Raw genomic sequence first — 20026 nt, 5'->3', positions numbered from 1 at the left:
CCTTGTGCTGTCGATATCATATTCGTCTCGTCACTCTGCATAAAAACCCTGCTTCAAGAGAGCAGGGGCTAAAAAGTAAACGATGAACATGTCGAGACAAAATTCTCTTGTTCAATACAAAAGAGCGGGTTTCCCCACTCTTTGCCTCGGTAATCGTTAGCATTTCCAATAAAACTATACCATAACCATATTTTTATTGCAAATGGATATACGCTTACCTTCATACCTAAGCAAATGACAGAAACTCTAATGTTACGATGGCACTTTTTGCGGATATATATGCATAGAAGCAGAATTTCGAGAGAAATTCTGCTTCTATATTAGAACAATGACAATTGGTTTTGATCAGGCAGTGATTCAAGACAGCCATGACGATCTAAATACTCTAGAATCGTTTTTGACACTTTCCCTCTCTTTTGCAAATCTTCTTTTGAGAGGAATTCGCCTTCTTCACGAGCCTTTACAATGTTTAGAGCGGCGTTCGTCCCTAATCCAGGAATGGAGTTAAACGGCGGGATAAGACTGTTGCCGTCAATAATAAACTCTGTAGCGCTGGAGCGATATAAATCGACTTTTTGGAATGAATAGCCTCTCTCACACATTTCAAGTGCTAATTCTAAAACAGTCAGAAGGTTTTTTTCCTTCGGTGAAGCATCAAGTCCTTTAGAATTAATATCCTCCATTACCGCCTTGATTGCTGTAGAGCCCTTGATCATTGTATCGATATCAAAGTCGTCTGCACGAACGGTAAAATAAGCCGCATAATACAGAAGCGCATGATGCACTTTAAAGTAAGCAATGCGGACTGCCATTAATACATAAGCCGCGGCGTGGGCTTTCGGGAACATGTATTTAATCTTTTTACAAGAATCAATGTACCAGTCTGGGACATTGTTATTTTTCATTTCTTCTTCCCATTCAGGCGTTAATCCTTTTCCTTTACGCACAAATTCCATGATTTTAAAGGCAAGGGACGGCTCAAGACCTTGATAGATTAAATAAACCATAATGTCGTCACGGCAGCCGATAACCTCACTCAGCTCACAAATATTATTGTGGATGAGCTCTTGCGCATTACCGAGCCATACATCAGTTCCGTGAGATAGGCCTGAAATCTGAACGAGCTCGGAAAAAGTTGTCGGCTTTGTATCTTCAAGCATCTGCCGGACAAATCGTGTTCCGAATTCAGGGATTCCAAGAGTTCCTGTTTTACAGCCGATCTGTTCTTCTGTAACACCGAGTGATTCGGTTCCCTGGAAAATCTTCATCACTTCAGGATCATCGGTTGGAATTGTTTTCGGATCAATTCCGCTTAAGTCTTGAAGCATCCGAATGACGGTCGGGTCATCGTGTCCGAGAATATCCAGTTTTAACAGGTTATCATGGATGGAGTGGAAATCAAAATGAGTCGTTTTCCACTCTGAACCTGTGGCATCTGCCGGGAACTGAATCGGTGAAAAATCATAAATATCCATATAATCCGGAACTACGATAATCCCCCCAGGGTGCTGTCCAGTTGTACGTTTTACACCTGTACATCCCTGTACGAGCCGATCTACTTCAGCCCCGCGCATGTGGAGGTTATGGTCTCCGGCATAGCCTTTTACATAACCGTAGGCTGTTTTTTCTGCAACTGTGCCTATTGTTCCCGCTCGATATACATTGTCTTCTCCGAACAATACTTTTGTGTAATTGTGTGCTTGCGGTTGATATTCCCCTGAGAAGTTCAAATCGATATCAGGTACTTTGTCCCCTTTAAATCCTAAGAATGTTTCAAACGGAATATCATGGCCGTCTTTTTTCAAAGGTGTTCCGCAATGAGGACATATCTTGTCGGGCAAGTCAAAACCGGAACCGACAGAACCGTCATTAAAGAACTCAGAATGCTGGCACTCAGAGCAGACATAGTGCGGCGGCAGCGGGTTGACCTCAGTAATCTCAGTAAGCGTCGCAACTAATGAAGATCCTACAGAACCACGGGAACCTACGAGATACCCGTCATCTAGTGAACGTTTTACAAGTTTGTGAGAGATCAAGTAAATAACAGCGAAGCCGTGGCCAATGATACTCTTTAATTCTTTTTCAATCCGCGCTTCGACAATTTCAGGCAGCTGTTCGCCGTAAATGCTTCTTGCACGCTGGTAGCTCATTTCTCTGATTTCTTCATCGGCGCCTTCGATTTTCGGTGTATACAAATCATCTTTAATCGGCTTGATATCATCGATTAAAGAAGCAACCTTTTGGGTATTGGTAACAACAATTTCCTTCGCTTTTTCTTCGCCTAAGAAAGAAAATGCTTCAAGCATTTCGTCTGTCGTTCTGAAATGCACTTTCGGCAATTCATGTCTGTTCAGCGGATTGGCCCCGCCTTGAGAAGATATTAAAATCTTTCTGTAAATTTTATCCTCATCATTCAAGTAATGAACATTTCCCGTAGCAACAACCGGTTTATTAAGCTTTTCACCCAATTTCGTGATATTCGCAATAATTTCTTTCAGCGATTTTTCATCGCGGACCAGTTCAAGCTCTAGCAAGTGACGGTACACTTCAGGCGGCTGAACCTCAAGATAATCATAGAATGACGCGACATCTTCAACCTCTTCAGGCGATTTTTGCATCATCCCTTCAAAAACCTCTCCCCTGTCACAAGCCGAACCGATCAGAAGCCCTTCCCTATATTTCTCAAGCTGAGATCTCGGGATACGAGGCACTCTGTAAAAATAATGAATATGAGAAAGTGACACAAGCTTAAATAAATTTTTAAGCCCCGTGCTGTTCACAGCGAGTAATGTTGCATGATACGGTCTAGATCTTTGATAAGCGTTGGACTGACCCATATTTTCATTTAGCTCATCATGGTATTGAATGCCTTTTTCAGCTGCGTCCTTCAGCATTTTCAGAAGCAAATAAGCAGTCGCCTCAGTATCATAGATCGCACGGTGATGCTGTGTGAGTTCGATATCAAACTTTTTACAAAGTGTGTTCAAACGGTGGTTCTTAAATTCCGGATAAAGAAAACGCCCAAGCTCAAGCGTATCAATGACTGGGTTTTTAGCTTTTTCGACTTCAAGAAGCTTTTTATAAGCTACGTTTAAGAATCCCATATCAAAGCTCGCATTATGAGCGACAAGGATATCATCGCCAATCCATTCTCTGAAATCTCTTATCACATCTACGACATCCGGAGCATCGCGAAGCATATCATCGGTGATGCCAGTCAGCTCTATGATTGTGGCTGAAAGCGGACGGTGCGGGTTCGCAAACGCCTCAAATTTATCAATAATTTCTCCGCCTTTTACTTTTACTGCAGCCAGCTCAATAATGGTATCGTATACAGCAGACAGTCCCGTCGTCTCGACGTCAAAAACAACATATGTTTCTTCCTCAAGCAGACGGTGTGCAGCGTTATAAGCAATTGGCACGCCATCATCAACGAGATTCGCTTCCATCCCGTAAATCATTTTAATTCCATGCTTTTTGGCGGCAGAATACGCATCAGGGAATGATTGAACGACAGCATGGTCCGTCAAAGCAATGGCCTCATGCCCCCATTTTTTCGCCTGTTCGACAAGCTTTCCAATACCCGTAACAGCATCCATTTGGCTCATTGGGGAATGCAAGTGCAATTCCACTCTTTTTTCTCCTTCAGGAGCCGAATCTTCCCGGGTTTTTGCTTTTATTTCGTTTACATCATTTGCGATCATGACGAGATCTCTGACGAAAGTGTCATTTTGAATGCTTCCGCGTGCTTTTACCCACATTCCTTTTTTCAGAGACTTCATTAGTGCCGCATCTTCTTTTTCACGTGCAAACATTTTGATTAAAATACTATTTGTGTAGTCTGTAATTTTGAAGATACACAGCGTACGCCCGCTTTTCAGCTCGCGGGTCTCCACATCAAACACGTAACCTTGGACTGTAATTCTCCGTTCTTCGTCCATGATGCTGTCAAGCGTCCGGATTTCTTCGCTATCTTTAATTTGGTAACCGATGACAAGAGGCCCAGATGGCACTTGATCTTCATCACTTTCTTTATCTTTCTTCTCCATTTCAATCAGCGCCTGCATGGCCCTCTCTTGGTCTTCTGCAAGTTTTTGCTCCCGAAACTTTTGAACTTCTTGCTCGGATACAAATATTTCAGCATCAAGCTGAAGGTCTGGGAAACCAAATTGACGGTAGCCGGCTTGAATCATGGAACTGTATTTGTTCTTAAGAGCAGCCGCTTCTGTGTCCGTTTTTGTTTTGACAATCAGTTTATTTCCCTTTAGCTTCGGTTTTTGCTGGTTTAAGAGACTGATAATCGGCGGCGAAATGCCTTGCAATTCTTCAATGCATCGTGACCAGTAGTCTTGAACGATACTTTCACTGACCTCGGCATCCTGCACTTCAATTGAAGATGTCACTTTTGCTATGTGGGCAAACGATTGCGTCAGCCTCGTTGTTAATGTGTCATATATTTGAAAAGGCAGCAAAGATTTAAATTGAAAATGAAAATGCCAAGACTTAGAAGCTTTGTGTATTGTCAGCTTTTTAATCTCGCCATCTTCAAAGTATGTCATGAAGGTATCATCTGTCATATTAATCTGCTGCAGAAGAATTTGAAACTGCCTTCTGTTTACTGATAACTGTTCCATTAAGACAGTATCCCTCCCTAAAAACATCATAAGTGAAGGTACCTCAGGCAATGAGGTACCTTCTATTATTTCTATTTTAACATGTTTTTTGATAAATCGTTATGGTGATTACTGCTTGCTGATAAAAGCAGTTAATTCATCTACTGAAACCTCAGTTGACTCACCCGTTTGACGGATTTTCACTTCGACAATTCCTTCGTCCGCACGTTTTCCGACAGTGATGCGGATTGGAAGGCCGATTAGATCTGAATCAGCGAATTTTACGCCGGCGCGTTCAGCACGATCATCATAGAGCACTTCATAGCCTTCTGCTTTTAAATTGGCATACAGCTTTTCAGCAAGCTCTCTTTGTGAATCGTTTTTCATGTTCAAAGCAAGAATATGAAGATCGTACGGCGCAACGCTTTTTGGCCATATTAATCCTTTATCGTCGTGATGCTGTTCAGCAATAGCAGAAAGCGTTCTTGACACACCTACTCCGTAACAGCCCATCAGCATTGGCTGCGCGCGTCCGTTTTCGTCTAAGTATGTCGCATTCATCGCTTCTGAGTAGCGTGTTCCGAGTTTAAAGACTTGTCCGACCTCGATTCCTTCTGCAAAACGGATCGTGCCCTTACCATCTGGTGAAGGATCACCTTCCTTAATAAAACGAAGATCAGCGAATTCTTTAATTTGCGCGTCACGGTTCACGTTGACATTTTTATAATGATGATCTCCTTCATTCGCACCGGCAACAGCATTGACCATTGCTTTCACAGCCTGATCGGCATATACTTCAACATCTTGATTGACACCGACAGGGCCGACAAAGCCTGGCTCTGTTCCGAGCTGCTGAATGACCTCTTCAGATGTGGCAAGCTCCACAACTTCTGCATGAAGCAGGTTTTTCACTTTAATATCGTTGACTTCATGGTCGCCTCTTACAAGCACTAAGACAAAACGGTCATCTGCTTTAAACAAAACCGATTTAATGCAGGTTTCAGCGGAAACTTGTAAAAACGCAGTCAGTTCTTCAATTGTTTTCACGTTAGGCGTGTGGACTTTCTCTAAAGCTTTAGGCTCTTCATCAGAAGGGACTTCTTGATAAAGAACTTCAGCCATTTCGATATTAGCCGCATATTGTGATTCATCAGAATACGCAATTGTATCCTCACCGATTGCAGAAAGCGCCATAAACTCGTGCGTATCCTTTCCTCCCATAGCGCCTGAATCGGCGATGACAGGTCTTACATTAATGCCGCAGCGGGCAAAAATATTAGAATAGGCCTCGTACATTTTTTGATACGTTTCATCCAGACTCTCTTCAGTTGCATGGAAAGAATACGCATCCTTCATAATAAATTCGCGGCCTCTTAACAAACCGAAGCGAGGACGTTTTTCATCTCTGAACTTAGACTGAATTTGATACAGAGTCAGAGGGAGACGCTTATAAGATTTAACCTCATCGCGAACAAGTGAAGTGATAACTTCTTCATGCGTTGCCCCTAAAGCAAATTCACGGCCATGACGGTCTTTTAGTCTCATCAGTTCAGGACCATACGTATACCATCTGCCTGATTCCTGCCATGTCTCAGCCTGCTGCAATGCGGGCATAAGCATTTCTACGGCATCAATTTTCTCCATTTCTTCACGAACAATCTGCTGAATGTTTTGAATCACCTTATACGCAAGAGGCATATAGCTGTATACCCCGCTCGTATTCTGTCTGATAAATCCTGCTCTCAGAAGAAGCTGATGACTTTTTGCTTCGGCATCAGCTGGAACTTCACGGAGCGTAGGAATAAGCGTCAAGCTTTGTCTCATTTCTTCGCACCTCTGATTGTTTTACTTTTCGTTTACAAGAACAGCCGCTGGATATCATTCCATGTGACGACCAGCATAAGAAGCATTAAGAAAGCTACCCCGATAAACACAACAAATGCTTCTTTTTCCCTGTTAATCGGTTTGCCCCGAATCGCTTCAATAAATAGGAATAACAGTCTTCCTCCGTCAAGTGCCGGGATCGGAAGCAAGTTGACAATCCCAAGGTTAATGCTTAAAAACGCAGCAAACTGGAATAAGTTCACTAACCCTGTTTTCGCCACTTGGTCTGTCATGTCATATATGCCGACAGGACCTGACAGCATATCAAGTTTAAATTGGCCTGTTACTAATTTGCTTAAGTTGGTTAAAATGGCTTTGGTGACATCAACTGTTGATGTCGCGCCGTAAGCAACCGCTGAGAGAACACCTTTTTCAGTCGGCGCATAGGAACCGAAACGTCCGATTGTTTTTTTGTTCTCATCCTTCACAGCTTCCGGAGTCACTGCAATATGAAGCGTTTTGTTATTTCTTTTTACGGCAACATCCATTTCTTTTTCCGGATTTTCTTTTACAGCGGAGACAATGTCAGTCCAAGACCTCATTTTCTCTCCGTTAATGCTTTGGATGTAATCCCCTTCTTTTAGCCCCGCTTCGGCCGCCCGGCCATTGTCAGTCAGCTGCCCGAGCACAGGCTCATTTGACGGCACGCCTTGAATCAGCCCAAGCATCACTAAAATGACGTAAGCTAAAATAAAGTTCATAATCGGCCCTGCAGCAATCGCTTTAATCCGCTGCCACACAGGTTTGGAACCAAATTGGCGATTATACGGCGCAATCTGCACTTCTTCTCCGTCTACAATGAAAAAGGATGTTTGGCTGACAGTAAAGCTGGAAAGCTCATCCTCTTTCCCCTGTTCATAGCCTGTGATCTTCATGTCATGCTCTAAATCCGCTGTTTCCACTTCGATGACTAAAGCATCCGGGTATTTTTCCTTTTGATTGATGATGACTTTCTCAACTTGATCTTCTTTATTAAACAGAAGCCCGACCGTGTAACCGGGTTTCACCTCAATCATTTCCGGATCTTCGCCAGCCATACGGACAAATCCGCCGACTGGAAGGAGCCTGATCGTATAAACTGTTTCATTTTTTTTGAAAGAAAAAATCTTTGGACCGAAGCCGATCGCAAATTCACGGCAGAGAATTCCCGCTCTTTGGGCTAGCAATAAATGGCCCAGTTCATGGAAGAAAACGAGCGTTCCGAAAATAATGATAAACGCTATAACTGTATTCACGAACATACCACCTTATGTGAGTATTGAATTGACGTATCCCCGGGTATCTTTGTCCACTTCTTGAATGTCCGCCAGGCTCGGTTTTTTAACTAACTGATGGCGGGATAGTGCCTTTTCGATACAGTCTTCAATAGCCAAAAACGGTATCTTGCCGGCTAAAAAGGCAGCGACAGCTACTTCATTTGCCGCATTTAGCACTGTTGGCATTGTTCCTCCTATTTTACCTGATTCAAAAGCAAATTGTAAGCAGCGGAACCTGTCAAAATCAGCTTTCTCAAAATGGAGGCTGCCGATTTCCCATAATTCAAGCCTTTTCGCATCTGGTAATGGCAACCGGTCAGGATAAGTGAGCGCATATTGAATTGGAACCCTCATATCCGGAGTTCCGAGCTGTGCGATCACACTTTTGTCATGGAACTCAACCATTGAATGGATGATGCTCTCCTTATGTAAAACCACATCAATTTGTTCATATGGTATATCGAAAAGCCAATGCGCCTCGATCACCTCTAACCCCTTATTCATCATTGTAGCCGAATCAATCGTAATTTTTGCACCCATTGACCAATTCGGATGTTTTAATGCGTCCTCAACCGTTACTGATTCGAGCTCCTCCCGCGTCTTGTCCCGAAAACTTCCGCCGGATGCCGTAATGATGAGGCGTTCAATGTTTTTAGCTTGTTCGCCTTGTAGCGCTTGAAAAATGGCCGAATGCTCACTGTCAACAGGCAGCAGCGGAACATCGTATTTCTTAGCGTGTTCTTTTACTATATGCCCTGCAGTGACAAGAGTTTCCTTATTTGCAAGCGCAATTGTTTTTTTCTGTTCAATTGCCTTTAACGTCGGGATAAGACCGACACTTCCGAGCAAGGCGTTGACAACGGTGTCAACCTCCTCCATCACTGCTGCTTCTATCAGTCCCTCTTCTCCCAGCCCGATTTGGCATTCAAAAGAAAAAGACATTTGTTTTAATTTATGATATGTATCCAGATCACCGACAGAGACAAACTTCGGCTGAAAGGCCTCTATCATTTGAACGGCCTTATCGATATTTCTGCCAAACGACATAGATACCAGCTGAAATTGATCTTGATGTGTACGAAGTACATCTAGTGTCTGTTCGCCGATTGATCCTGTTGCTCCTAAAAGACAAATATTTTTCAAAGTTGCCACTACTCCTATTCTTTTTGCTGCATGATCAGTCTCATATTCATATTAGACTTTTTTATGAAAAAAGGGCAAGCAGAAAGTACAAGAAAGGCATGACAAACAAGAAACTGTCAAAACGGTCTAAGATACCGCCATGCCCGGGAAGAATCTTCCCAGAATCCTTTACATCGTAATGTCTTTTTAAGGCGGATTCCACTAAATCTCCAAGTTGTCCGAAAACAGACAAAAACAGCGTGATCAATAACAGATAGATATACGGGACCGGAAGATGTGCAACAAGCTGAAAAATCGTCGCCAATACAAGTGCAATAACAATTCCACCTACAAATCCTTCCACTGTTTTATTCGGACTGATTTCAGGCCACAGTTTTCGCTTACCAAGCGCTTTCCCGACAAAATATGCACCGGAATCAGTGGACCAAATGACAACACACGCGTAAAAAATGTATGTTAACCCGTATTGGTCAAGATTTCTGATTTCTATAAAATAATGAAAACACATTCCGATGTAAATTGCTGCAAGCGTAATAAAACCGACTTCATCAAAAGTAAAGGTGTTTTTCACCAACACTGTGTAAGTCAGCAAAAGCAGTACCGCAAACAAAGCGATTTCCATTTTTGAAATACCGTCCGCTTCAAAAAACGAATACTGGCTTGGCAATAAGAACATCCACAATAATAAAAGACCGATCAAACCCGGCAGTGAAACCAGCTTCAGCTTTTTCATCCGTAAAAGTTCAAAAAGCGCCACACTGCCCATAGCATAAATTAATATGGTGAACGGCAATTTCCCGACAATAACCAAAAATAAAAATACAATTGCTGCCAGAACACCTGTCAAAATTCTTTGTTTCATGTCCACCATCCTCTAAATTCCGCCAAACCTCCGGCCTCTCTGCTGATATTCTCCTAACGCCTGTAAGAAGTGATCTTCTTTAAAGTCAGGCCACAAGACGTCAGTAAAGACAAATTCACTGTAGGCAACCTGCCATAGCATAAAATTGCTCAGTCTAATCTCGCCGCTCGTTCGAATTAAAAGTTCAGGATCCTGCAAAGATTCAGTCATTAAATAATTAGAAAAAAGCGATTCATCAATGTCTTCAATATTCAAAGAGCCATCCTTCACTTTTTCCGCAAGTGTTTTTGCAGCAGTGACAATTTCAGTACGGCCTCCATAATTGAGAGCAAAATTAAGAATCATTCCGTCGTTTTGTGCCGTATCCTCTACTGCCTTTTCAATCGCACGTAATGTGTGTGCCGGCAAAGCCGTTTTATCTCCAATGATCCGAACCTGTACATTTTCCTCAACAAGCTCTGGAAGATACGTATTCAAAAATTCTTCCGGAAGTTTCATCAAAAAATCGACTTCCATTTTCGGCCTCTTCCAGTTTTCTGTTGAAAATGCATACAATGTCAGTACTTTTACACCTAATTCGTTTGCAAGCTTCGTTGTCCTTTTTACCACCTTCATCCCTTCATGGTGGCCTGCAATTCGGGGAAGAGAGCGTTTTTTTGCCCAACGGCCATTTCCATCCATGATAATGGCGATGTGTTCGGGAATTTCTCCCTTAAGTATGTCTTCTTTTGTATAACGTTCTAAGTTGGAAGCCGCAGTTTGCTGGTTCTTCCAATTTTTGAGTATGTTGAGCATGAGATTCCTCCGTCACCCAAAAAGGTTGCATTCCCTGCTGATAATCAATGTAATCAACAGTATTAACAAAAAAACCCCCTGTAAACATGAGAGGGTCTTTTCACTATTATCTATTGTACATAGTTTTTCATTAAACTTCCATGATTTCTTTTTCTTTGTCTTTTGTGACACTGTCAATTTTTGACACATATTCATCTGTCAGTTTTTGAACGTCTTCAGTTGAAGCACGCAGTTCATCCTCAGTAATGTCTCCGTTTTTCTCAAGTTTTTTGAGATCATCGTTAGCATCACGGCGAACGTTACGGACAGCTACTTTCGCGTCTTCAGCATATTTTTTTACAACTTTCACTAATTCTTTCCGTCTTTCTTCCGTTAACGCCGGAATCGCAATTCGAATCATATTGCCGTCACTTGTTGGTGTAATACCTAAATCAGCTTTTAAAATTGCTTTTTCGATATCGCCGATTGCTGATTTGTCGTATGGCGTTACAACGAGCATACGAGCTTCAGGCACGTTAATAGAAGACAGCTGATTTAAAGGTGTCTGTGCCCCGTAATATTCAACCGTTACTTTATCTAATAGAGATGGATTTGCACGGCCTGCGCGTACAGTAGCCAATTCCCGTTGATAAGCAGCAATTGCTTTTTCCATTTTTTCTTTTGTTTGAGTTAGTACTTCTTTTGACACGTTATTTCCCCCTCACGATCGTTCCGATTGATTCACCGATAACGGCACGTTTGATGTTTCCTTCTTCCATAATAGAAAAGACGATAAGCGGAATGTCATTATCCATGCATAAAGATGATGCTGTTGAATCCATGACTTCCAAGCCGTCTTTAAGAACGTCAAGATAAGAAAGTGATTCATACTTAACAGCTGATTCATCTTTTCTAGGATCAGCATTATACACACCGTCAACATTATTTTTAGCCATTAAAATGACGTCTGCTTCAATTTCAGCAGCGCGCAGTGCAGCTGTCGTATCAGTTGAGAAATATGGGTTTCCTGTGCCCGCAGCGAAAATAACGACACGTTTTTTCTCTAAGTGGCGTATCGCTTTTCTTCTAATGTACGGTTCAGCAACTTGTCTCATTTCAATGGATGTTTGCACTCTGGACTGGATTCCGAGTGTTTCCAAGCTGTCTTGAAGAGCAAGCGAATTCATAACTGTCGCCAGCATTCCCATATAGTCAGCAGTTGCACGGTCCATGCCCAGGTCACTTCCTGTTTTTCCGCGCCATAAGTTGCCGCCGCCTACTACAACAGCCACTTCGACTTCAAGCTCAGCGATTTCTTTCACTTGCTTTGCAATGGATTGAATGACAGTTGGGTTAATTCCGTTTCCCTGTTCCCCTGCCAATGCTTCCCCGCTAAGCTTTAATACGATACGTTTGTATTTTGGTTTTTCCATGATAACCTCCAAGTGTAAACATTGCCGTTTTCTATTATGCAAGAGAAAAAAAGGTTTGTAAATATAGTTTTAAAAATAGGGAACACAAAGTGTGTCCCCTATACTGCCTGAAAAGACGCGACTTGGCCGCGAAATCTTTTCGCCATTATTTTTTCACTTGGTTCATTACTTCTTCAGCAAAGTTTTCTTGACGTTTTTCGATGCCTTCTCCAACTTCATAGCGTACATAAGTTTGAACAGTTGCGTTTTTCGCTGCAACCACTTGTTTCACTTTTTCATCTGGGTTTTTAACGAACGCTTGGTCTAAAAGACAAATTTCTTCGAAGAATTTGTTCAGACGGCCTTCAACCATTTTCGCTACGATGTTTTCAGGTTTACCTTCTTGTAGGGCTTGCTGAGTTAAGATTTGACGCTCATGATTTCTTTCTTCTTCAGATACTTGATCACGAGAAATGTAACGAGGGTTAACCGCAGCAACGTGCATTGCGATATCTTTCGCAGTTTCTTCGTCAGTTGTACCGTTTAGAACAGTTAATACGCCGATGCGGCCGCCCATGTGTAGGTAAGCACCGAATGCAGAGTTGTCGTCTTTTGTAAGAACTGTAAAGCGGCGAAGAGTGATTTTCTCACCAATTTTAGCAACTGCACTTGTGATGTACTCTTCAACAGTAGAGCCATTTTCCATTTTTTGAGCCATTGCTTCTTCAACATCTGCTGGAGCGTTTGCAAGAAGGTGGTCAGCTAAAGTGTTAAGAAGCTCTTTGAAACCTTCGTTTTTCGCAACGAAGTCAGTTTCAGAGTTTACTTCTAAGATAACGCCTTTGTTGCCGTCAGTTTTAATAAGAGTAGAACCTTCTGCCGCGATACGGTCAGCTTTTTTCGCTGCTTTCGCAATCCCTTTTTCTCTTAAAAGGTCAATTGCTTTGTCCATATCTCCGTCAGTTTCAGTTAACGCTTTTTTACAATCCATCATGCCCGCGCCAGTTTTTTCACGCAGTTCTTTTACTTGCTGTGCAGTAATTGCCATTTGTATTCCTCCTTATATGTTAAAACAAGAGTATGTATATTACACATTTTTCTTGAAAAAAGGTGATAAAAGGCAGTCCCTCTTATCACCTTTTGAATAGGTTACGCAGTTGTTGTTTCTGTTTCTGGTGCAGTTTCTTCAGCAACTTCCGCTTCTTCTTCGCCTTGCTTCGCTTCTAAGATTGCATCTGCCATTTTAGAAGTTAGAAGTTTAACAGCGCGGATAGCGTCATCGTTCGCTGGGATTACAACATCGATTTCATCTGGATCACAGTTAGTATCTACGATACCGATGATAGGGATGTTTAATTTACGAGCTTCCGCAACAGCGATGCGCTCTTTACGAGGATCGATGATGAATAATGCATCAGGAAGATCCTTCATATCTTTAATTCCGCCCAGGAATTTTTCAAGACGCTCTAATTCTTTTTTCAATTGAACGACTTCTTTTTTAGGAAGTACATCAAACGTACCGTTTTCTTGCATTTTTTCAATGTCTTTAAGACGTTTAATACGTTTTTGGATTGTTTCAAAGTTTGTTAATGTACCGCCCAACCAGCGTTGGTTGACATAGTACATGCCAGAGCGTTGAGCTTCTTCTTTAACAGAATCTTGAGCTTGTTTTTTTGTTCCAACGAAAAGGATTTTTCCGCCTTCAGCAGCAAGATTTTTAGTGAAGTTGTAAGCTTCCTCTACTTTTTTGACTGTTTTTTGAAGGTCAATGATGTAGATTCCGTTACGCTCCGTGAAAATATAACGCTTCATTTTTGGGTTCCAACGGCGTGTTTGGTGACCGAAGTGAACACCAGCTTCAAGCAATTGCTTCATAGAAATGACTGACATGTTATTTCCTCCTAATATAATGGTTTTTTTCCTCCGCTTAGGTCATTTTTGTGCAGAACTGCCGCCTGCAGCACCCTCTGCATAAATCGTTAAGCGTGTGTATTTAACACCAAGACATAATATAACACAGCTTTATCCGACAATCAAGAATCCTTTACACCTTTGGAGCGAAATTTTAAAAATAGCTCGATTTCTGTCTTTCCGCTCTTCAGTTTCTGAGCAATTTGACTGGCCGAATACCCCTGCTCATATAATTCTATGACCCGGTCTTCAAATGATTGGGCAATGCTGTTTACGCTCTCTTCCTGACGCTCAACCTCAGTAATCAGACCTTCAATATGTTCAAGACGATTCTCTTCTTCTTGAACTGCATCCTGCTCTGAATCTTTTTCAGGGTGCCGAAGGGCTGGCTTTTGGGTTTCTTCTTCCGTATGACTTGAAGGTGAACCGGTATTTTCTATCAGTTTCTCATTTTCTTCTTTTAATTCAAGAAGAAATGCCGCCAAAGTGTTTTCCGTCTCTTCAAGTATCTTCTTTTGCTGTTTTTCTGTTTCCTTCACAGCCGCGAGCCTCATATACAAGATAATGACAGCGTACAGAAGAACGCCGTGGAGCGTAAAGCTTAAAAGCCATAATAGTGTTGACATGTTTTTCACTCGCTAACCATGAAATTCTTTATTGAATCACTTTTTCCAGCAGATTCTTTAATTTAAATAATGCCTTTGAATGGATCTGTGATATGCGGGACGTAGAAAGATTTAATACTTGTCCGATTTCTGTCAATGTCAGCTCCTCTTTGTAGAACAAACTGACAACAAGCTGTTCTTTTTCAGAGAGTTCGTGAATTTTTTCAGCAAGCTGTGCAATCAGTTCATCCTTCATAATCTTTTCTTCAGGCGGAACATTCTTGTCATCTCTGATCATGACCTGAATGTTTTCACCATCATCTTGATCATGGAGTTTTTCATCAATTGACAGCAGATTTGCAAAAAAACCTTCATTCATTGTTGACACTACATCCTGTACCGTCATTCCGAGTTCCTCTGCAATTTCTGCGGGCGATACGTTCCGAAGATAGCGCTGTTCAAGCTTTTCAATTGCTGCTTCAACCTTCTTTGTTTTTTCACGTGAGGTTCTGGGAAGCCAATCTTCTTTACGAAGCCCGTCTATAATTGCGCCGCGAATTCTAAACGAGGCGTAGGTATCAAATTTTAAGTCCCGGCTGGGGTCAAATTTTTCAAGGGCATCATATAAACCAAGCATACCAAGGCTCATAAGATCGTCTTTATGCACTGATTTCGGCAGTCCGACAGAAATTCTGCCTACATGATATGTGACAAGCGGCATGTAACGGCGCATTAAATCGTCACCGGCTTTAGGATCTTTCCACTCTTTCCAGCGCGTCCAAAGCACCTGATCTTCATAATTCAAGGATTGCATTGTTATCCCCCTAATACCTTAATTAAATCGTTTTTTCACCTTGTTTAACAGTTCGAATATGCAGCATGCAGGACTTCGGTTCGAATTCTATCGTCCGGCCGCTTGAGCCGCCCGTATCTTCACTAATTATAGGAATGTTATATAAAGACAGCTGTTCTTTTATCGCTAATACATTTCTCGGTCCTATCTTCATCAAATCATTTGTCGATTTAAATTTAAACATCTCTGATCCGCCGGCCAGTTTTGCTTTTAATGCAAATTTCCGGCATCCCGCTTCTATCAACATATCAATCGTGGTCTTTACGGCTGTGTCAGCATACTTAGCCCGATTGAGTTCGGCAGTTTTCGATAACGTCGAATCCGGAAGCATGACATGAACAAGCCCCGCCGTCTGCTTTTCTTTATCATAAAGCACCAGTCCCACACATGATCCCAACCCAGAGGTCCTGATGGTGTCCGGGAAGCGGGCGATCTTCACGTCAGCAATTCCAACCTTTACAACAACAGCCTCAGTTGTACTCATAATGATGCACCCAAGGCGACAAAGAGCTTTTCAAATGAATCATAGTCCGGCAGCATAAACATATGCGCTTTCAGCTCCTGCTGATGGCTTTGGTCAAAAATTGACGTGTCCACAACAATAGCGTGTTCTCCAACTTGACTGAGTTCCATCAGCCCTTCGCTAATTACAGCACCGAACATGTCCAAAGAAACTTCAGGAACACTTGGATAAAGCTGGAGTTTCGTCAAATCCGCCAAGGCTGTTAAATATGATCCTGCTAAAATATTGCCCAGTTCATGCAAAGCGGATGAGCTCATATGATCTTCACCTAAGTCCTCTATATCAAAATCGGGGTTTCCAATCAGCTCTCTGATAAACTGCTCCGCCTGATAAAAAGGCATTATAAAGAACATCGAACCCGTTAAATCGCCTTCCATTCTTAAAAAGATGCTGGCAACCGGGATATCGGCGCCGCCGAAAAAATCGACAAGCTCATCGAAAGACAACAGCTTTGCAAACGGGACTTCCATATCTATCTTTCTATTTAACAGCTGGGCCATTGCAGAGGCGGAGTGGCCGGCGCCTATATTGCCGACTTCCCGCAAAATGTCCATCTGCTCTTCTTTGATTCCATTAAAAATACTCATGTCATAACCCCTTTAAGATTAAGCTTGATCGGGCACAGCGGACTGAGATGATTCTTTATCCAAAACCGCGTTCGCATCAATAATATTTAAGAGTCTGTTCTCTTGTTTCACAATCTGTTCGATTGACACATCCGTATCTTTCTGGATGCTTTCTGGAGCGGATTCGATTTCACTTTCTTGTACGGTAATCACATCATTAGCTTCATCCACGATCCAGCCGATTTCAGTATCACGATAAGCAATAATAATAATTCGTGTTTCATCGGTAATTTCATACTCTGGCAAATTCAGGCGCTTTCTTAAATCAATAACCGGAGTCACTACCCCGCGCAAATTGATTACCCCGCAAATATATGGTTCGACGCCAGGCACTCTCGTTGGCTTTTGCCATTTTTCAATTGATTTCACCTGAGTGACGGAAATGGCATATTCTTTGCCATTTACCATAAAGACAATCATTTTTTCGCCCGTTTTAATTTCTGCAGTCATGTGAGACACCTCCTCGAATGGTTAAATAATCAGTGCGTTACAATCAATAATGAGCGCTACTTCTCCGTCTCCTAAAATAGTAGCTCCGGAAATTGCAAAGACGTTTGTTAAATAATCTCCGAGTGATTTCAGCACAACTTCCTGCTGGCCAATAAAAGAGTCCACCACAAATGCAGTAGGTTTGTCGCCTTTTTTCACGATAATGATATGGAGCTGTTCCGCATCTTGTCTTGAATCTTCTATTTTAAACTCTTCTTTTAAATAAACGACAGGGACAATATGCCCTCTAAAGTCAATCACTTCACGGTCATGCGTTTGCAATATGTCTTTTCTGTCAATAACTGCCGTTTCAATGATTGAAGAAATCGGAATGGCAAAGGTCTCTTCTTCCAATTTGATCAGTAGAACTGAAATAATGGACAAGGTAAGCGGAAGCTGGATGCTGAATAGAGAGCCTTGACCTTCTGCAGATTTCACACTGACTGAACCGCCCAGAGACTCCAGTTTGTTTTTTACAACATCAAGTCCGACACCGCGGCCGGAAATATCAGAAATTTGATCAGCAGTAGAGAACCCTGGAGCAAATATCAATTCGTAAATTTCATTGTCTTCCAAGGTTTCAGCTTCTTTCTCCGTAATGACCCCGCGCTCAAGCGCTTTTTCGAGAATTTTTTTGCGATTAAGGCCTGCACCGTCATCCTCTACTTCGATAAAGACATGGTTGCCGCTGTGATAGGCTTTAAGCACAACTTTCCCTGATTCCGGTTTTCCTTTTTGCAAACGTGTTTCCGGCGACTCGATACCATGATCAATACTGTTTCTGATCAAGTGAACGAGAGGATCTCCGATTTCATCAATTACTGTTCGATCCAGTTCAGTTTCCGCACCGATGATCGAAAGTTCGATTTTTTTATTCAGCTCTTTTTGGAGCTGGCGAATCATTCTCGGGAACCGGTTAAAAACAGTTTCAACCGGAACCATTCTCATATTAAGAATAATCGATTGCAAATCTCCGGAAATTCTCGTCATTCGTTCAACCGTTTCAGTCAGTTCATTGTGCTCAAGCTCTTTTGCAATCTGCTCGAGACGCCCGCGGTCAATGACAAGCTCTTCAAATAAGTTCATTAAAGAATCAAGTCTTTCAATGTTGACACGAATTGTTTTAGATCCGCCGGCTGTATGCTTCGCCTGTTCTTCGTTTTTAGCAGGCTGTTTTTGTTTCTCCTGCTTCACAGGCACAGGTGCTGGCAAATCTGCCGGCTTAGATTCTTCAGGCTTTTCAGCTGATGTTAAAGGAGCCCCTTGAATGACTTCAACATGCTCAATTTCTGAAACGCCATTGATTAATTGTTCAATCTCTTCCACTGATTGATGTGTTAAGAAACAAACTTGAAAGTCAGTGCCGAAATCTTCTGTTTCAAGCACTTCCGCACTTGGAATTGTTTTGGCTACTTCTCCGATTTCATTAAGCTTTTCAAACACCATATAGACACGAACTGCTTTTAACATACAGTTTTCGTTCAGAGAAATCTTGACTTCATATCGTTTGAAACCTTGCTCCTCCGCTTCTTGTATGACAGTCCGCTCAAATTCGTCATATTCCCAATCAGATGCTGAATTCTGCGCTTCTGCAAGTTCCGCAGTGGCAGCTGTTTCAGCGTGTGTACCATTCACATCAAGCTTGGCACTCACTTCTGAGATATCTCTTTTACCATCCCCGCCATCAATAATAGACTGAACCATAGCTTCCAGGTGATCCAAGGCTTCAAACAAAATATCCAGCCAGTCTGGGGTAACTGCCATGTCTCCGTTTCGGATTGCATCCAGCACGTTCTCAAGCAGGTGGGTTAGATGTGCTAAGTCGGTATAGCCCATCGTTGCGCTCATTCCTTTTAATGTATGGGCAGCCCTGAATATATCATGAACGAGCTGAAGGTCAGTCGGGTCTTTCTCTAAAAGGAGAAGCTTTTCATTACATGTTTGTAAATGTTCTTTACTCTCATCAATAAAGACATCTAAATACTGATTCATATCCATTTGAATCACACCCTCTCTTTTTTCACACAGCTTGTGATGGATGCTGCGATATCTTCCACATGTTTAATCTCATGGATGAGGCCCGCTTTAACAGCTGCTTTCGGCATCCCATATACGACACAAGATTCTTCAGACTCCGCAATGGCTTTCACATTGCCGGCCGTAAGCATGTCCTTTAAGCCGGCAGTGCCGTCACTTCCCATTCCGGTCATGATAACCGCTACTTTTTCATAGTCTGCCAGTTTACCGACAGAACGGAATAAATAATCAGCTGATGGTTTATGACGGCTTGGCGTATCGAGATTATCAAGCACGATCTGGAGTCCTCCGCTGTTTTTGATAACGGATATGTTTTTTCCTCCCGGTGCTATGTAAACACAGCCGTTAAGAGCTGCTTCACCATCTTTTGCTTCTTTTACTTGAATGTCGGATAAATGATTCAGCCGCTCAGCCAAAGAAGCAGTAAAACCTTCAGGCATGTGCTGAACAACAACCACTGGTGCGTTCAAATCCTTAGGGAGCTTCGGTATCACCTTTTGTAACGCCCTTGGACCGCCTGTTGATGTGCCGATACATACAATTTGTCTGCCCGTGCCGGGTTTTGGCTTGCTTAATTCAGGCTTTACAGCACGCACTATAGGTTCAGGCCGAACTGCCTGTGAAACAGGGGGTTTCCGCTTGCCGGAAAGCCCAGCCGCGATGACACGCTCAACTAATTGTTCTTTAATTTTGTACAAATCCAGAGATATGGAGCCTGATGGTTTTGTGATAAAGTCAAAGGCGCCGATCTCTAAACAATTAATAGTGCACTCTTTACCTTTCTCTGTCTGGCTTGACACCATGATGACCGGCAAGTTATAAATCTCAATGATTTTGCGCAGTGTGTCTGTCCCGTTCATGACCGGCATTTCAACATCAAGAGTAATAACATCCGGCTTTATTAATTCAATCTTCTTAAGCGCTTCTTCTCCGTTTCTCGCAGTTCCGATTACTTCTATCTGCTTTTCCTCGGTTAAAAAATCACTTATCATTTTTCTCATGAAAGCTGAATCATCAACTACAAGCACACGAATCAAA

General features: G+C 42.3%; 17 protein-coding genes. All 17 read right to left on the bottom strand.

The features are described from left to right. Positions 1 to 320: 320 nt before the first annotated feature. Entirely contained in the window at positions 321 to 4634 is a 4314-nt protein-coding gene (locus Q5C82_RS04130) for a PolC-type DNA polymerase III (protein ID WP_003220937.1), read from the bottom strand. A 108-nt stretch (positions 4635 to 4742) separates the two neighbouring features. Beyond that, on the bottom strand, positions 4743 to 6437 hold the full coding sequence (proS, locus tag Q5C82_RS04125; RefSeq protein WP_003220935.1) for a proline--tRNA ligase: 1695 nt from the start codon (positions 6435 to 6437) through the stop codon (positions 4743 to 4745). 32 nt (positions 6438 to 6469) lie between these two features. Continuing rightward, positions 6470 to 7738, bottom strand: coding sequence for an RIP metalloprotease RseP (gene rseP / locus Q5C82_RS04120; protein WP_079996361.1), 1269 nt, complete (start codon positions 7736 to 7738; stop codon positions 6470 to 6472). Between the two features lie 6 nt (positions 7739 to 7744). After that, positions 7745 to 8896, bottom strand: a complete 1152-nt coding sequence (gene dxr, locus Q5C82_RS04115) for a 1-deoxy-D-xylulose-5-phosphate reductoisomerase (RefSeq protein WP_003220931.1) — start codon at positions 8894 to 8896, stop codon at positions 7745 to 7747. Between the two features lie 61 nt (positions 8897 to 8957). After that, positions 8958 to 9767 carry a phosphatidate cytidylyltransferase gene (gene cdsA / locus Q5C82_RS04110; RefSeq protein WP_079996360.1) on the bottom strand — a complete coding sequence of 270 codons (810 nt, stop codon included), beginning with the start codon at positions 9765 to 9767 and terminating at the stop codon, positions 8958 to 8960. Positions 9768 to 9770: 3 nt separating this feature from the next. Then, complete coding sequence (locus Q5C82_RS04105) at positions 9771 to 10553, bottom strand: isoprenyl transferase (protein WP_003220927.1); 783 nt, start codon at positions 10551 to 10553, stop codon at positions 9771 to 9773. A 130-nt stretch (positions 10554 to 10683) separates the two neighbouring features. Next, positions 10684 to 11241, bottom strand: a complete 558-nt coding sequence (frr, locus tag Q5C82_RS04100) for a ribosome recycling factor (RefSeq protein ID WP_003220926.1) — start codon at positions 11239 to 11241, stop codon at positions 10684 to 10686. Position 11242: 1 nt separating this feature from the next. Then, positions 11243 to 11965, bottom strand: coding sequence for a UMP kinase (pyrH, locus tag Q5C82_RS04095; RefSeq protein ID WP_003220923.1), 723 nt, complete (start codon positions 11963 to 11965; stop codon positions 11243 to 11245). A gap of 145 nt (positions 11966 to 12110) precedes the next feature. Next, complete coding sequence (tsf, locus tag Q5C82_RS04090; protein ID WP_003220921.1) at positions 12111 to 12992, bottom strand: translation elongation factor Ts; 882 nt, start codon at positions 12990 to 12992, stop codon at positions 12111 to 12113. A gap of 101 nt (positions 12993 to 13093) precedes the next feature. Beyond that, a complete protein-coding gene (gene rpsB, locus Q5C82_RS04085; RefSeq protein ID WP_003220918.1) occupies positions 13094 to 13834 on the bottom strand; it encodes a 30S ribosomal protein S2 in 741 nt (246 codons plus the stop codon). Positions 13835 to 13977: 143 nt separating this feature from the next. Continuing rightward, positions 13978 to 14481: a hypothetical protein gene (locus Q5C82_RS04080; protein ID WP_003220913.1), complete on the bottom strand. Its 504-nt coding sequence runs from the start codon at positions 14479 to 14481 to the stop codon at positions 13978 to 13980. A 28-nt stretch (positions 14482 to 14509) separates the two neighbouring features. Next, the gene (gene sigD, locus Q5C82_RS04075; protein ID WP_003220911.1) at positions 14510 to 15274 is read right to left on the bottom strand and encodes an RNA polymerase sigma-28 factor SigD; all 765 of its coding nucleotides are present in this window, start codon (positions 15272 to 15274) and stop codon (positions 14510 to 14512) included. 22 nt (positions 15275 to 15296) lie between these two features. Then, a complete protein-coding gene (cheD, locus tag Q5C82_RS04070) occupies positions 15297 to 15797 on the bottom strand; it encodes a chemoreceptor glutamine deamidase CheD (protein WP_003220909.1) in 501 nt (166 codons plus the stop codon). After that, positions 15794 to 16423 carry a CheY-P phosphatase CheC gene (cheC, locus tag Q5C82_RS04065; protein WP_003220907.1) on the bottom strand — a complete coding sequence of 210 codons (630 nt, stop codon included), beginning with the start codon at positions 16421 to 16423 and terminating at the stop codon, positions 15794 to 15796. The genes cheD and cheC overlap by 4 nt, the downstream gene beginning before the upstream one ends. An 18-nt stretch (positions 16424 to 16441) precedes the next feature. Next, positions 16442 to 16912, bottom strand: a complete 471-nt coding sequence (gene cheW / locus Q5C82_RS04060) for a chemotaxis protein CheW (RefSeq protein ID WP_003220905.1) — start codon at positions 16910 to 16912, stop codon at positions 16442 to 16444. Between the two features lie 21 nt (positions 16913 to 16933). Then, the gene (gene cheA / locus Q5C82_RS04055; RefSeq protein ID WP_003220903.1) at positions 16934 to 18949 is read right to left on the bottom strand and encodes a chemotaxis protein CheA; all 2016 of its coding nucleotides are present in this window, start codon (positions 18947 to 18949) and stop codon (positions 16934 to 16936) included. A gap of 5 nt (positions 18950 to 18954) precedes the next feature. Beyond that, positions 18955 to 20025, bottom strand: coding sequence for a protein-glutamate O-methylesterase CheB (gene cheB / locus Q5C82_RS04050; protein ID WP_003220901.1), 1071 nt, complete (start codon positions 20023 to 20025; stop codon positions 18955 to 18957). Position 20026 lies beyond the last annotated feature (1 nt).

The sequence above is a fragment of the uncultured Bacillus sp. genome, assembly GCF_958411575.1.
In the GTDB taxonomy this organism is placed as follows: domain Bacteria; phylum Bacillota; class Bacilli; order Bacillales; family Bacillaceae; genus Bacillus; species Bacillus spizizenii.
Note: the sequence above shows the minus strand (reverse complement) of the source record. Positions and strands in the feature narration are given on the sequence as shown.